14 protein-coding genes are annotated in these 14,600 nt (G+C 68.8%); 10 read left to right on the forward strand and 4 right to left on the reverse strand.

All coding sequences use genetic code 11. The features are described from left to right. The first annotated feature begins 19 nt into the window (after positions 1-19). The 6 genes from AC1DK4_RS18985 to AC1DK4_RS19010 all read left to right on the forward strand — a co-directional run bounded on the left by AC1DK4_RS18985 (position 20) and on the right by AC1DK4_RS19010 (position 5,496). Entirely contained in the window at positions 20-904 is an 885-nt protein-coding gene (locus AC1DK4_RS18985; RefSeq protein WP_477131703.1) for a branched-chain amino acid ABC transporter permease, read from the forward strand. After that, positions 904-1,962 carry a branched-chain amino acid ABC transporter permease gene (locus AC1DK4_RS18990; protein ID WP_441620532.1) on the forward strand — a complete coding sequence of 353 codons (1,059 nt, stop codon included), beginning with the start codon at positions 904-906 and terminating at the stop codon, positions 1,960-1,962. The genes AC1DK4_RS18985 and AC1DK4_RS18990 overlap by 1 nt, the downstream gene beginning before the upstream one ends. 85 nt (positions 1,963-2,047) lie before the next feature. Continuing rightward, positions 2,048-2,365 (forward strand): non-heme iron oxygenase ferredoxin subunit, encoded by a 318-nt coding sequence (locus tag AC1DK4_RS18995; protein ID WP_441620534.1) that lies wholly within the window; start codon positions 2,048-2,050, stop codon positions 2,363-2,365. 11 nt (positions 2,366-2,376) lie between these two features. Next, entirely contained in the window at positions 2,377-3,663 is a 1,287-nt protein-coding gene (locus tag AC1DK4_RS19000) for an NAD(P)/FAD-dependent oxidoreductase (protein WP_441620536.1), read from the forward strand. A 13-nt stretch (positions 3,664-3,676) separates the two neighbouring features. Further along, positions 3,677-4,966, forward strand: a complete 1,290-nt coding sequence (locus tag AC1DK4_RS19005) for an aromatic ring-hydroxylating dioxygenase subunit alpha (RefSeq protein WP_441620538.1) — start codon at positions 3,677-3,679, stop codon at positions 4,964-4,966. Between the two features lie 5 nt (positions 4,967-4,971). Continuing rightward, positions 4,972-5,496, forward strand: coding sequence for an aromatic-ring-hydroxylating dioxygenase subunit beta (locus tag AC1DK4_RS19010; protein ID WP_441620540.1), 525 nt, complete (start codon positions 4,972-4,974; stop codon positions 5,494-5,496). A gap of 48 nt (positions 5,497-5,544) precedes the next feature. On the opposite strand, the gene AC1DK4_RS19015 is transcribed toward AC1DK4_RS19010, so the two are convergent. After that, the gene (locus AC1DK4_RS19015) at positions 5,545-6,075 is read right to left on the reverse strand and encodes a MarR family winged helix-turn-helix transcriptional regulator (protein WP_441620542.1); all 531 of its coding nucleotides are present in this window, start codon (positions 6,073-6,075) and stop codon (positions 5,545-5,547) included. A gap of 87 nt (positions 6,076-6,162) precedes the next feature. Beyond that, positions 6,163-7,383 carry an MFS transporter gene (locus AC1DK4_RS19020; RefSeq protein WP_477131707.1) on the reverse strand — a complete coding sequence of 407 codons (1,221 nt, stop codon included), beginning with the start codon at positions 7,381-7,383 and terminating at the stop codon, positions 6,163-6,165. A 338-nt stretch (positions 7,384-7,721) separates the two neighbouring features. Between AC1DK4_RS19020 and AC1DK4_RS19025 the strand changes: the two genes are divergently transcribed. Continuing rightward, on the forward strand, positions 7,722-8,699 hold the full coding sequence (locus tag AC1DK4_RS19025; RefSeq protein ID WP_441620544.1) for an aldo/keto reductase: 978 nt from the start codon (positions 7,722-7,724) through the stop codon (positions 8,697-8,699). A gap of 30 nt (positions 8,700-8,729) precedes the next feature. Here the strand turns inward: AC1DK4_RS19025 and AC1DK4_RS19030 are convergent, their stop codons facing one another. Next, positions 8,730-10,079, reverse strand: a complete 1,350-nt coding sequence (locus AC1DK4_RS19030; protein ID WP_441620546.1) for an MFS transporter — start codon at positions 10,077-10,079, stop codon at positions 8,730-8,732. 295 nt (positions 10,080-10,374) lie between these two features. Here AC1DK4_RS19030 and AC1DK4_RS19035 point away from each other — a divergent pair, with 295 nt between their 5' ends. The 3 genes from AC1DK4_RS19035 to AC1DK4_RS19045 all read left to right on the forward strand — a co-directional run bounded on the left by AC1DK4_RS19035 (position 10,375) and on the right by AC1DK4_RS19045 (position 13,512). Beyond that, positions 10,375-11,136: a metallophosphoesterase gene (locus AC1DK4_RS19035; RefSeq protein ID WP_441620548.1), complete on the forward strand. Its 762-nt coding sequence runs from the start codon at positions 10,375-10,377 to the stop codon at positions 11,134-11,136. Between the two features lie 338 nt (positions 11,137-11,474). Next, positions 11,475-11,888 (forward strand): MarR family transcriptional regulator, encoded by a 414-nt coding sequence (locus AC1DK4_RS19040; protein WP_441620550.1) that lies wholly within the window; start codon positions 11,475-11,477, stop codon positions 11,886-11,888. Between the two features lie 265 nt (positions 11,889-12,153). Next, positions 12,154-13,512, forward strand: coding sequence for a BON domain-containing protein (locus AC1DK4_RS19045; RefSeq protein ID WP_441620552.1), 1,359 nt, complete (start codon positions 12,154-12,156; stop codon positions 13,510-13,512). Here the strand turns inward: AC1DK4_RS19045 and AC1DK4_RS19050 are convergent. Further along, positions 13,509-14,447 carry a LysR family transcriptional regulator gene (locus AC1DK4_RS19050; protein ID WP_441620554.1) on the reverse strand — a complete coding sequence of 313 codons (939 nt, stop codon included), beginning with the start codon at positions 14,445-14,447 and terminating at the stop codon, positions 13,509-13,511. The two genes, AC1DK4_RS19045 and AC1DK4_RS19050, sit on opposite strands and share 4 nt — an antisense overlap. Positions 14,448-14,600 lie beyond the last annotated feature (153 nt).

The raw sequence follows: 14,600 nt of genomic DNA on the forward strand, positions 1-14,600 counted from the left end.
CTCCCCAGGAAGACCCCTTATGGAATTACTTGGCATTCCCATGCCCGCGCTGCTGAGCCAGTTGCTGCTCGGCCTCGTCAACGGCTCGTTCTACGCCATCCTCAGCCTGGGCCTGGCCGTGATCTTCGGCCTGCTCAACGTCATCAACTTCGCCCACGGCGCCCTGTTCATGCTGGGCGCGATGCTGGCCTGGGCCGGGCTGCAATACCTCGGGCTGAACTACTGGCTGATGCTGCTGCTCGCCCCGCTCGTCACCGGCGCGCTSGGCGTGGYGCTGGAACGCACCATGCTGCGCCGGCTCTATCGCTTCGACCACCTCTACGGCCTGCTGCTSACGCTGGGCATCGCGCTGCTGATCGAGGGACTGGTGCGCTCCGGCTACGGCGTGTCCGGCCTGTCGTACGCCACGCCGGACGCGCTCGGCGGCGCCAGCGACCTCGGCTTCATGGTGTTGCCCAACTACCGCGCCTGGGTGGTGCTGGCCTCGCTGGCGGTGTGCTTCGCCACCTGGTTCGTGATCGAGAAGACACGCCTGGGCGCCTACCTGCGCGCCGGCACCGAAAACCCGCGCATGGTGGAGGCATTCGGCATCAACGTGCCCTTGCTGGTGACGCTGACCTACGCCTTCGGCGTGGGGCTGGCCGCCTTTGCCGGCGTGCTGGCGGCACCGGTGATGCAGGTGTCGCCGCTGATGGGGCAGAACCTGATCATCACGGTCTTTGCCGTCGTGGTGATCGGCGGCATGGGCTCGATCCTCGGCTCGATCTTCACCGGCCTGGGCCTGGGCGTGCTCGAAGGGCTGGCCAAGGTGTTCTATCCGGAGGCTTCGGCCACCGTCGTCTTCGTCGCCATGGTGTGCGTGCTGATGGTGCGCCCCGCCGGCCTGTTCGGAAAGGAAAAATGATGAGCAACGATTCACGCGCAAGACTGGTCCTGGCCGCGCTGCTGGCGGCCGTGGCGCTGGCGCCCTTCCTCGGCGCCTACCCCGTACTGGCGATGAAGCTGATGTGCTTCGCGCTGTTTGCCTGCGCCTTCAACCTGCTGCTGGGCTTCACCGGCCTGCTGTCGTTCGGCCACGCCGCCTTCTTCGGCGGCGCGGCTTATGCCTGCGGCTACCTCATGAAATCGCTGCAGGTCACGCCGGAGCTGGGCCTGCTGGCCGGCACCGCGTTCGGCGCGCTGCTCGGCCTGGCCTTCGGCGCGCTGGCGATCCGGCGCCAGGGCATCTACTTCGCCATGATCACGCTGGCGCTGGCGCAGATGTTCTACTTCTTCTGCCTGCAGGCGCCGGTCACCGGCGGCGAGGACGGCCTGCAAGGCGTGCCACGCGGCCGCCTGTTCGGCCTGCTGCCGCTCGACAACGACCTTTCCATGTACTACGTGGCGGCGGCCGTCACGGTAGCCGCGCTGGCCCTGATCGCGCGCGTGGTCAACTCGCCGTTCGGGCAGGTGCTGCGCGCCATCAAGGAAAACGAGCCGCGCGCCATCTCGCTTGGCTACGACACCGACCGCGTCAAGCTGCTGGCCTTCGTGCTGTCGTCGGCGCTGGCCGGACTGGCCGGCGCGCTCAAGACGCTGGTGCTCGGCTTTGCCACCCTGACCGATGTGCACTGGGCCATGTCGGGCTCGGTCATCCTGATGACGCTGGTCGGCGGCATGGGCACTTTGTCCGGGCCGGTGCTTGGCGCGCTGGTGATCGTCGCGGTGGAGAACAAGCTGGGCGACTTCGGCAGCGGCCTGGCCGCGCTGACAGGCGTGGACTGGTTCAACACGCTCGGCGAATCGGTCAGCATGGTCACCGGGCTGATCTTCGTGGTGTGCGTGCTGACCTTCCGGCGCGGCGTGATGGGCGAAGTGCAGGCCTTGTTCGCACGGCGCGCGGCTGCCGCGCGGCCGCGCGCGCCAGGCGGCAACACGCCGTTCCATGCCGCTTCCGCCTCCGCCGGCACGCCCGAGGGCTAGCCAAGGGTTTACGCTGATTCAGTTGCCAATTTAAATCAGTACACTGAATATAAATACTCAGTGTACTGAACAAAGGAGATGCATCATGGCTTGGACCAAGATTGCCACCACCGGCCAGCTTCAGGACGACGAAGTGATGCCGCTCACGCTCGGCGACGCCCAGTTGGCCCTCTACCGCAGCGAAGGCGAGTTCTTCGTCACCGACAACGTCTGCACCCACCAGTACGCCCTGCTGTCCGACGGCTACCTGGAAGACGGCTGCATCGAATGCCCGCTGCACCAGGCCCGCTTCGATATCCGCACCGGCCAGGCCATGTGCGCGCCCGCCACGCAGCCGATCCGCGTCTACCCGGTCAGGATCGAAGGCGCCGACGTGATGGTCGATGTCCTGGTGGCAGCCTGAGGCCCGCGGCCATGTCACACGACGCCCCCATCCTCATCATCGGCGCCGGCCAGGCTGGCGCCACCGCGGCTGCCGCGCTGCGCGCGCTGGGCCATGCCGGCGGCATCGTCATGGCCGGCGGCGAGGCGCACGCACCCTATGAGCGGCCGCCGCTGTCGAAAGCCGTGCTGGCGGACGAGGAGCAGGACGCCCGCATCGGCGTGCATGCCGCGGGCTTCTACGCCGAGCAGGGCATCGACCTGCGCCTGGGCACCACGATTGCCGCGCTCGATCCCGCCACCGGCACCGCCCACCTCGCCGACGGCGGATCGATCCGCTTCAGCCGCTGCCTGCTGGCCACCGGCGGGCGCGCCCGCACCCTGCCCGCCCTGCCCGAAGGCACGCCGCGCGTGCACTACCTGCGCTCGCTCGGCGATGCGCGCGGCCTGCGCACGGCCATGCGTGCCGCGGCCCATGCCGGCGGCCGCCTGCTGGTGATCGGCGGCGGCTTCCTGGGGCTGGAGACGGCCTCCACCGCGCGCGCCCTGGGCCTGCAGGTCACGGTGATCGAAGCCGCTGCGCTGCTGCTGCAGCGCGCGGTGCCGGCAGTGTTCTCTGCCTGGCTGGCGGAGCGCGCCCGCGCCTTGGGCATCGACCTGCGCCTCGGCAGCGCGATCGCCTCGGTGCAGACCGGCGCGCAGCAGGTCAGCGTGGCGCTGGCGGACGGCAGCGCCCTGCAGGCACCGCTGGCGGTGGTGGCCATCGGCCTGCAGCCCGAAGTTGCCCTGGCGCAGGCCGCCGGCCTGGCGCTCCACGCCACCAACGGCGGCATCCGGGTCGACGCCCGGTGCCGCACCAGCGCGCATGGCGTGTTCGCCGCCGGCGACTGCGCCAGCCAGTACCAGCCGCTGTTCGGCCAGGAGATGCGGCTGGAGTCGTGGCAGAACGCCAACGAGCAGGCCCGCATCGCGGCGGCGGCCATGCTCGGCGTGGACACCGCGCCGCCCGCCGTGCCCTGGTTCTGGACCGACCAGCTCGGCTGCAATATCCAGATGCTGGGCGCCTTCGCACCGGACCTGCACTACACCCTGCGCGGCAGCACCTCGGCGGAGCACGACAAATTCTTGCTGCTTGGCATGGATGGCGCGCGACTGCGCCATGCCATCGCCGTCAACGCGGGCGGCGACCTGAGGCAATTGCGCAGCCTGATCGATACGCGCGCCGCCTGCGATATCGCGCGGCTCTGCGACACCACCCTGCCCCTGAAGCAGGCGGTGCGCGAAGCCACCGCCGCGCCTGCGTGCCAAACCCCATCCTGAACGAGGAACAGACATGTACCAGACCCATGCGGTCATCAACCGCACGCCGCGCGCCAAGGATGCCGAACTGGCCGCCTGCCGATGGCCCGACGACGCCCTGCACTTCATCCCGGACTGGGTGTACACCAGCAACGCCGTGTACGACCGCGAACTGGAGAAGATCTTCCGCGGCCGTTCGTGGAACTTCGTCGCCCTGGAAGCCGAGATCCCCGCCGCGGGCGACTTCAAGCGCTCCTACGTGGGGCCAACGCCGGTGGTGGTGGCGCGCGCCGAGGATGGCTCGATCAATGTCTTCGAGAACCGCTGCGCCCACCGCGGCGCGGAATTCTGCCGCCATGGCCAGGGCAACGCCAAGGAATTCGTCTGCCCGTACCACCAGTGGTCCTACGATCTCAAGGGCAACCTGCAGGGCGTGCCGTTCAAGCGCGGCGTGAACCGCGCCGGCGGCATGCCCAAGGATTTCCGCAACGAGGACCACGGCCTGGTCAAGCTCAACGTGACCACGCGCAACGGCGTGATCTTCGCCTCGTACGCCAGCGACATGGAGAGCATCGAGGAATACCTCACGCCGGAGATCCGCAAGGACTTCGACGTGGTCTTCAACGGCAAGCCGCTCAAGATACTCGGGTATTACAAGAACGAGCTGCCGTGCAACTGGAAGATGTACCACGAGAACCTGAAGGACCCGTACCACGCCACGTTGCTGCACTCCTTCCTGGTGGTGTTCGGCCTGCTGGTGGCCGGCAACGAGTCGGCCATGATCGCGGATCCGGTGCACGGCCGCCACGGCACCATGGCCTCGGCCAAGAAGGAAGACAAGTACGCCGCGGTGAGCGAGGAGAACAAGAAGGAAATGCGCTCCTTCCACGAAGGCATGCGCCTGCAGGACGACCGCTTCCTGGAGTACGTGAAGGAGTTCGATTCGCCGTGGTCGGTGACGATGCAGACCATCTGGCCCAACCTGGTCGTGCAACGCGAGATGAACACGCTGGGCGTGCGCCAGATCGTGCCCAACGGCCCGGACAGCATGCTGATGCTGTGGACCATGTTCGGCTATGAGGACGACACCGAGGAAATGACCCGCCACCGCCTGCGCCAGGGCAACCTGATGGGCCCGGCCGGCTTCCTGGGGCTGGAGGACAACGAGGCGATGAAGTTCGTGCAGGAAGGCGTGCGCCGCTCCAGCAGCGACGTCAACGTGCTCAAGCTGGACCCGGGCCACGTGGGCACCGCCAACTCGCTGATCTCGGAATCCGCGATCCGCGCCATGTACCAGTACTACCGCAGCGTGATGGGATTCTGAGCACCATGACACCGACGACGCATACGCTCTACCGCCCCCGCACGCTGCCCGCCGCGCGCGCCCTGCCCCTGCGCATGGAGGTCGAAGCCTTCCACGCCGAATACTGCGCCGTGCTCGACGCCGGCCTGGTGGAGTCGTGGCCGGACTTCTTCACCGAGGACTGCATCTACCGCGTCACCTCGAGGGAGAACGCGGAACTCGACATGCCGGTCGGCCTGGTCTACGCCGAAGGCCGGCGCATGATGCACGACCGCGCAGTGGCCATCTCCCGCACCCAGATGTTCGCCCCGCGCTATATGCTGCACCTGGTCACCAATACACGCGTCACCGACGAAAGCGCCGATGGCTCGATCCACGCCCAGGCCAGCTTCCTGTTGCTGCAGACGCTGGTCGAAGGCGCCACCACCATCCACATGGCGGGCAGCTACCACGACCGCTTCGCCCGCGCCGGCGACGGGCTGCTGCTGGCCGAACGCCAGGTCATCTACGACACCACCATCATCGCCAACGACCTGGTGTACCCGGTCTAGACCACCCTGCCCGGGCCGGCAACGAAGCCGCGGCCGCCGGGCCGCGCATCACAAGATGCGCAGCACCGTGCGGCTGTAGTCGTTGTTGGCTTCCACCAGCGTGGACAGCAACTCCATGAACACCTTGCGCTGCGCCGGGCGCAGCGGCGCCAGCATGCGCTCCTGCGCGCGCTCCATGTCCGCGCGCAGCGACGCCACCACGGCCTGCCCTTCCTTGGTCAGGTGCACGTGGCGGGTACGCCGGTCGGCCGGATTGTCCTTGCGCTCGAGCAGGCCGCGCTCTTCCAGCCGGCGCACGACATCGGCGGTGGTGGTGCGGTCGAACCCCACTTCCTGGCCGAGCGCGGTCTGGTCCAGTCCGGGCAGCACGGACAATACCGTCAGGATGGCGTACTGCACCGGCGTGATGCTCGCCGACTTGCACTCCTCGAAAAACATCGCCACATGGATCTGGTGCAGGCGGCGCACCAGGAAGCCAGGGCGTGCCCACAGGAGCTCCTTGGCCGGATCGGCGTCGGGTGAGGCCGGTGCCTCGGCCTGGGCTGCCGGGCGCGGCGCTTGGCGTTTCGTTGCAGACATTCCACTCACCAAATTGTTAGCATGCTGACAAGTATAGACCAGGGATGCGGCGGACAAGGCATTGCACGCGCGCCGCGCCCCGGCCCTTCACGCCAGCACCGCGCCCTTGCGCTCGGGAATCAGGAACAGCGTGGCGACGATATCCAGCACATAGATCGAAGCCAGCACGGCGATTGCGGTATCGAACGAATAGCTGGCCGCCAGCGCTCCCACCGCCAGCGGGCCGAAGCCGCCCACGCCACGCCCGATATTGAACAGCACGTTCTGGGCGGTCGCCCGCGCCTGTGTCGGGTAAAGCTCGGAGATCAGCGCCCCGTAGCCGCCGATCATGCCGTTGACGAACAGCCCCATCACCGCCCCGCCAAACAGCAGCGCGTACGGCGAGACCAGTTGCGAGTAGACCAGCACCATGACCACCGACCCGGCCTGGTAGATCAGGAAGGTAGGCCGGCGGCCGATGCGGTCGGCAAGCTGGCCGAAGACCCAGATGCCGATCGCCATGCCGACGATGGTCACCGACGTCCACAGCGCCGACTTGGTCAGCGAGTAGTTGAACTGCCTGGAGAGGTAGGTCGGCATCCAGATCATCAGCCCGTAGTAGCCGAAGTTCTGCACCGAGCACAGGATCACCACGCCGAGGCTGGCGCGCGCCGTGGCGGCATCGGCCACCAGCATCTTGAGGGGGTTGCCTTTGCGCGGCGCCTTGCTGCCCTGCACGAAGACCTCGGGCTCGCCGATAAAGCGCCGCACCACGAAGGATGCCAGCGCCGGCAGCACGCCCACGGCAAACATGCCGCGCCAGCCGATATGCGGCAGCAGCACCGGGGTGAGCAGCGCCGCGGCCAGCACGCCCGCCTGCCACCCCAGCCCGACATAGGAAGAGACACGCGCCCGCTGGCCAGGCCGGCAGGCTTCGGTGGCCAGCGCCATGCCGATGCCGAACTCGCCGCCCAGGCCGAAGCCGGCGATGGTGCGGTAGGCCAGCAGGTCCCAGTAGCCCTGGGCCAGCGCGCACAGGCYGGTGAAGGCGGCGAACAGCAGGATGGTCCAGGTCAGCACCTTCACCCGCCCCACATAGTCGCTCAGGATGCCGAAGAAGATGCCGCCGGCGACCGCGCCCACCAGGGTCCAGGTCACCAGCGAGCCCGCCTGGGTGCTGGTCAGCCCCAGCCCGGCGGAGACCGCGCTGAGGATGAAGCCGAGGATCAGCAGGTCGAAGCCATCCAGCGCGTAGCCGACCGCCGAGGCGATGACCGCCTTGCGTGCATAGGCATCCTGTTCCCGCTCGCTGCGCGCGGCGTGCGCCATGTCCGCGGTGTGCGCGGCGCCCGCGCCCATGCCGGCCGTCCCGGCGCCAGCGTTGCCCTGAGTCATGTTCCCCATCCCTGTGTCCCGTCTTCCGTGCATCCGTTGTTCCGCCGGGCGGAAAAATGTGGCGAGATTCTACTCTCGCGGCATGCGCCCGGATGCACGACGCCATGGAACGCCGCAACGGCGCGAGGAAAAAGCGCCGGGGGACGCCATCGCCCGGGCGCCGTGCGGCCGCCTGCAGGCATGCGGGGATTCGCATACCATCCGGGGGTGCGTCGGCGGCCGCGCGGGCTGGCCGGCATCCATGGCATCGATCAACGGCAAGGAGTGGCAAGATGGACTACGTGCGGTTTGGCTCGACAGGACTGAAGGTATCGCGGCTTTGCCTGGGTTGCATGACCTATGGCGTGCCCGAGCGCGGCAAACATCCGTGGACGCTGGGCGAGGAAGCCAGCCGCCCGCTGATCCGCCAGGCGCTGGAAGCCGGCATCAACTTCTTCGACACCGCCAATGTCTACTCGGACGGCACCTCGGAAGAGATCGTGGGCCGCGCGCTCAAGGACTTCGCCCATCGCGACGACGTGGTGATCGCCACCAAGGTGCAAGGGCGCATGCGCGCCGGCCCCAACGGCGCCGGCCTGTCGCGCCGCGCCATCCTGGCCGAGATCGACAACAGCCTGCGCCGGCTTGGCACCGACTACGTCGACCTCTACCAGATCCACCGCTGGGACCCGAACACGCCGATCGAGGAAACGCTGGAAGCGCTGCACGACGTGGTCAAGGCCGGCAAGGTCCGCTATATCGGCGCGTCATCGATGTTCGCCTGGCGGTTCTCGCGCGCCATCTACACTTCGCGCCTGCACGGCTGGACGCAGTTCGTCAGCATGCAGAACCATGTCAACCTGCTCAACCGGGAAGAAGAACGCGAGATGCTGCCGCTGTGCGCGGCCGAGGGGATCGCGGTGATGCCGTGGAGCCCGCTGGCGCGCGGCCGCCTGACGCGCCCCTGGCAGGCCGGCAGCGCGCGCGAAGCGAGCGACGAATTCGGCAATACGCTCTACCACGGCGCCGAGGACTCGGACCGTGCCGTGGTGGAGCAGGTGCATGCCATCGCGCAGGCGCGCGGCGTGCCCGCCGCCCAGGTGGCGCTGGCGTGGGTGCTGCAGAAACCGGGCATCACCTCGCCCATCGTCGGCGCATCCAGGCCGCACCATCTGGAAGATGCGGTGGCCGCATTGTCGCTCGGCCTCACCGCCGACGAGATCAAGGCGCTCGAAGCGCCCTACGTGCCGCACGCACCCGTCGGGTTCTGAGCAGACTGCGGCGGCCGGCCCGCGGGCCGGCTACGCCTTCGCCGTGCCGGGATCGCGCGTGATCAGCCGCAGGCCGCTGGCAATGCTCGCTACGCCAGCGAAGCCCGCGCCCAGCCCCAGCGCCAGCGTGGGGCCGTGGCGCCCGGCAATGCCGAAGCTCAGCGCCACCAGCGCCGCGCCGGTGGCCTGGCCCAGCAGGCGCGCGGTGGCGATCACGCCGCTGGCGCCGCCAGCGCGCTCGCGCGGCGCGCTCGACATCAGCGCCTTGAGGTTGGGCGACTGGAAGAAGCCGAAGCCCGCGCCGCAGATCGCCATGCGGATGCCGATATCGAGCGCGCTCGGATGCGCCGGCATCAAGGCCAGCGACGCCATGCCCGCGCTCATCACCGCCAGCCCCACGCCGCCGAGCAGACCCGGCGGATAGCGGTCCGACAAGCGCCCGGCAAGCGGCGCCATCAGCGCCACCACGGCGGACCACGGCGTCATCAGGAATCCGGTTTCGATCGGGCTGCGGCCCAGCACGCTCTCGAAGAAGAACGGCAGCGAGACAAAGGCCAGCCCCTGCGCCGCGAACGAGCAGATCGCCGTCATGGTCGACAGCGCGAACATCGGCCGCTTCATCAGGTCCACCGGCAGCATCGGCGCGGGGTGGCCGCGCTCGCGGCGCAACAGCAGCACGAAGGCCACGGCGAACACCGCCACCGCCGCCAGCGACTGGCCCACGGGCGCGCGCTGCGCCCCCTCGCCCAGCGCGAAGATCAGCGCCGCGAAGGTGACCACGTTGAGCCCCGCCGCCACGCGGTCGAAGCGGTGCTTGCCGCGCGCGGTGTGCGGCAGCGACGGCCACGCGATGAACAGCGCCAGCAGGCCGATCGGCAGGTTCACCGCGAACAGCCACGGCCACGGCCCCAGCGACAGGATGATCGACGCCACCGTGGGTCCCACCGCGAACGACACCCCCACCACCAGCGCGTTCAGCCCCACCCCGCGCCCGAGGCGGTGCGGCGGGAAGATCGCGCTGATCAGCGCCGCGTTCACGCTCATGATGGCGCTCGCGCCCACGCCCTGCAGCAGGCGCGCCGCCGCCAGCGTGGGCAGCGACCACGCCAGCGCGCATACCACCGAGGCGCCGATGAACAGGACCAGCCCGCCCAGGTAGACGCGCCGGTGCCCGACGATGCCGCCCAGCGCCGCGAACGGCAGCAGCGTCGCCACCATCGCGAGCTGGTAGGCGTTGATGATCCAGACCGAGGCCGCCGGCGTGGCGTGCAGGTCGGCCGCGATGGCCGGCAGCGCCGTGTTGGCGATCGCCGTATCCAGCGTGGCGAGCGACACCGCCAGCAGGATGGCGGCCATGCCGCGGCGCTCAATCGATGTCATGCGCGCGTCCGCTGCGCGCGCTGCGAGGTTGGAATCCGCTAAATTCGACACTGTCTCTGCCCGTGACCGCTTCGGACGCGGCGCGCGCGCATCGCGCGCCATCCGCCCACCATGTCTGATACATGGACCGCGGTTCAGCGCTGGACCGGCCAAAGGCCGCGGCAAGCCGACACGATAAGGGAAAACGCGAATATCTGCTGAAGGCGCGCTCGCCCTGCCCCGTCGCACCTAGCGCCGGAACGGCATAATGCGTCCCAGCGAGACACCCAAGAAAAACGCCACCAAGGAGACCCCAGTGAAGATTGGCCTGGTATCGGACCTGCACCTATCCGTCCATCCGATGGACTACCCCACCCCGGATGTCGATGTGATGGTGCTGGCCGGTGATATCTGGCGCCCCAGGGAAGCCATGGCCTGGGCCGCCGCCGCCCCCGTGCCCACGCTGTACGTGGCCGGCAACCACGAGTTCTACGGCGGCGACCTCGCCACCACCATGGACGCCCTGCGCGCAGGCGCGGCCGGCACGCGCGTGCGGGTGCTGGAGCGCTCGGAGTGGCATCACGGCGGCGTGCGCTTCCTCGGCTGCACCCTGTGGTCCGACTACAGCCTGTTCGCGTCCGCACAGCAGCGCGAGGAAGGGCTGCGCGACGCCCAGACGCTGATGCGGGACTTTTCGCGCATCCGTATCGCGCCGGATTTCGAGGACCGCTTCACGCCGGCGGTTTCCCAGGCCCTGTTCCGCGAATCGGTGGCCTGGCTGCGCGAGCGTTTCGCGGCCGGCCACGATGGCAAGACCGTGGTCATCACGCACTTCGCGCCATCCCCGCAGAGCATCAGCCCGCAGTTCGCCGGTTCCGCGCTCAACGCCTGCTTTGTCTCCGACCTGAGCCGCGAGATCGAGGCATGGCAGCCCGCGCTGTGGGTGCATGGCCATACCCATGACAGCTTCGACTATCGGGTGGGCGCCACCCGCGTGGTGTGCAACCCGCGCGGCTATGCGCGCGAGGGCAAGCTGGAGAATCCGAAGTTCGATCCCGGCCTGGTGCTCGAAATCTGAGCGCCCGCGTGATCGAAGGCACATCCGCGCCGCGGCGCGGTGAAGCCCGCAGGCACAAGCCCGGGCTTGGGATTTTCCCTTGGTTTAGTGCGCCAAGCGCAGTGTCGTGCCTTTTTTGGCCCGTCACGCGGGCACTCGATTGCGCCATTGTCATCATTGTCTGCTAATGTCGCATCCGCAGGAAACGCGGGGGGAGGAGGAGCGCCGCGTTCCCGCGCCGCCCGGGCCGGCCAAGCACCGGCGCTGGTCTGCGGCAATGCCCAAAGACAGGAGACAAATCAATGCGGCCTAAGGCTCTAGAACCGACTGAGTCCGTGCTTCTTGCCTTGATGGAGAGCGTGCGTGAGTGGCAGGGTGCGCTCGACCAGACCCTTTCCGAAGTCGGTCTCGATTATCCAGGATGGATCCTGCTGCGCGCGATACGCCAGGAAGAATTCGTGCGCCATGCGCCCTATTTCGGGCTGATGCTGATTTCCGTCACGCAATCCGAACCCATGCTCGGCGCGCTGCAGGCCGATGGCTGGATTGCCTTCGACCCGGCCGGCCAGCCCTTCGTCCCGGCCACCGCCCTGCCCCGCGTAGACCGCGTCTACAGCGCACTGAAAGCGCTGCATTCGGTCTCGGTGGCGCCGTTCAGCAGCGAAGAGCGCACCGCGCTCACGGCCTCGCTGCTGCGCATGAAAGCCACCTTGCACGACCATAGCGTGCGCCGCGGCCGGCAAGCCGAGCGCCAGGTCGAATCGCAGCACTGACGATCGGCCGGGTGTCCGGGCAGGCACATCGCCCGCCCGAATCCGCGCACGCCATCGCGCAGGATTTACACAAGCACCCGCCAATGCTTCCAATCTCCCCCGCCGGTACAGGCACTCGCGCGCCTTGCGCGCGCGCCCGCAGCCCGCGCCTGTGGCCTGCCCCGCACCCACGCGGCGGCGGTACGTTTCTTGCGCCTCTTCTGGAGTTCCCGTGCGGCGCGCGTCGTTTGCGCGCCCATGGCCAACCCGACACTAGGAGACAAGCATGGACGACCGCTACAACGAACGCTATCGCCGCGGCCAGGCCTGGCGCGGCTACGAGCAGGGCGGCACGGACCGCGATGCACGGCAGCCCGAATCCGATGCCGACGACTGGCAAGCGCAACGCCGCCGCCAGCGCCTGGCGCCCGGACAACTGAGCGACGGCGGAGCGGCCCGCGACGAACGCAGCTACGGGCGCGAACAAAGGCAGGAGTACGGGCGCGAATACGGGCGCGACAGCTATCCGGACCACCCGTCCGAGCGGGCAGACCAGCGCCGCGGCGAATACCGCAGCGACCTGCGCTATGGCCTCAACGGCCAGTACGACCGCGCCGACGAGGAGGCCTGGCGGCTGGGCGAGAGCTACGGATCCGGCAACCGCGACCAGGAGTGGCTGCGCGAGGTCGACCGGCCTTATGAAGACATGCGCCGGCACGCCGCACGCGGCTACTTCAGCGATATCGGCGGGCGCGGCGAGCGCGGCGGCTATGGCAACGCGCCGGAAGGCGAGCGGCAAGGCCACGGGTACACGATGCCGTACCGGGGTGCCTACGGCAACCAGCGTGGCGACGAGTACGCCGGCGGGTATGGCGGCGAATATGGCCGCGGGGCAAGCGGCGGGGCAGGCGGCGGGTATGGCGAGTCCGGCGGCAAGCGCGGCGATGCATATGGCCGGCCATCCCGTGACGAATATGGCGACGCATACCATGACGATCCGCGTCGCGGATATCGCGGCGAGCGCGACGACCCGCGCGAGGATTTCCGCGACGGCGGGCAGGAGCACGGCGCGCTCTACAACCTCGGCCGCCGCATAGGCGAGGTGGTGGGCGAAGTCTTCGGCAACGACAGCGACCGCTCCGATGAGCGTGAAGCCCGGCGCGAAGGCCAGGCCCCGACCCGGCGCATGGGCCCCAAGGGCTACCAGCGCAGCGACGAGCGCATCCGGGAAGCCATCTGCGAGCAGCTCGCCTACGCGCGCGGCGTGGATGTCAGCCAGGTCGGCGTGGAGGTGACCGCAGGCGTGGCCACGCTGAGCGGGATCGTGCGCAGCCGCAGCGAGAAATACGATATCGAGGACCTGGCCGACCATGTGTTCGGCGTGACCGAGGTGCAGAACAGCATCCGCGTGCAGCGGGACGGCGGCGCCGGCGTCAGCGGATATGGCGCCGCGACCGCATCGAAGAGCGGACCGGCAAACAGCGGACCGGCAACCAGCGGACCGACAACCGGCGCCGCCCCCTCGCCCGGGGCCGGCACGTCGAGCGCGGCAGTGGCGCCATCGGGCGGCAACGGCAGCGGCGTCGCCGCATCGACCGCCACGCCAGCCAGGATGACCGACCTGAAGACCTGGACGCCGGACTAGACGCCAGCCCGGGGCGCCCGCCCGCCGCCGTCGAACAGGGCCGACGCCTCGATGCGCGCGAGTATCGCGCGCATCGCGCTGGTTGGCGGCCGGTTGGCCCGCACGAGCAAGCGCGACTGCGCGGCTTCGAAGATCGGATTGCTGGTGCGCAGCGCGACCAGCTCGCCGCGGGCGACCTCCTTCACCACCGAATTCGCCGAGGTGAAGGTCAGCCCGAGCCGGCATTCCACGTAGCGCTTGAGCGTCACGATGGAGTTGGCGACGAAGCTCGGCGTCAACACGATGTTCTCGGACAGCTCCGCCATCTGGATCAGCTGGCGCAGGCCGAACCCTGGCGCCATCAGCGCCACCGGGTAGCGCGCCACATCCTTGAGCGTGGCGCGCCTGCGCTGGCGCGCAAGCGGATGATCCGGCCAGGCGATCACGCACAGCGGATGGTTGCGCGCGCTGACCACGCGCACGGCAGGATCGGCCGGCGGCCCGAACACCACGCCGATATGCGCATCGTCATGCGCCACGGCGCGCACCGCGTCCGATGCGCCGGCCACGCGCAGCGAGACGCGCACGCCGGGAAACTCGCGGCAGAACGCGTCCACCACCCCGCCCATCAGGATATCGACAAACCCTTCGCTGGCGACGATGTGGATATCGCCGCGCTGCAGGCCGTTGACCTCGTCGAGCCGCGCCATCATCGCCTGCTCGCTGGCCTGGCGGTCCCGGTAATGGTCCATCACGATCGAGGCCATCTCGGTAGGCACGATGCCCCTGCCCTTGCGCTCGAGCAGGGCCACGCCCAGTTCGGACTCCAGCAACTGGATCTGCCGGCTGACGATGGATGGCTCCACGCCCAGCCGTTCGGCCGCGCCGCGCACCGAGCCGGCGGTCACCGCCTCGAAGAAATACTGCAGGCGCCGCGCGCTCAGCCCTCCCTCCATCGCTTCCCTCCTGGTTCACTTCGTTTTCCGTGCGTCTCTTCGTTGCTGCTGTCCGGGGCTGTCCGGGGCTGTCAAGGGCCGGTCCGCCGCCGCCCGATCGTTGCCAAATAGGCAACAAAATTCCGGATAGCTTACATTGATTCAGGACACCGG

The sequence above is a fragment of the Cupriavidus sp. 05N38 genome (assembly GCF_056397345.1).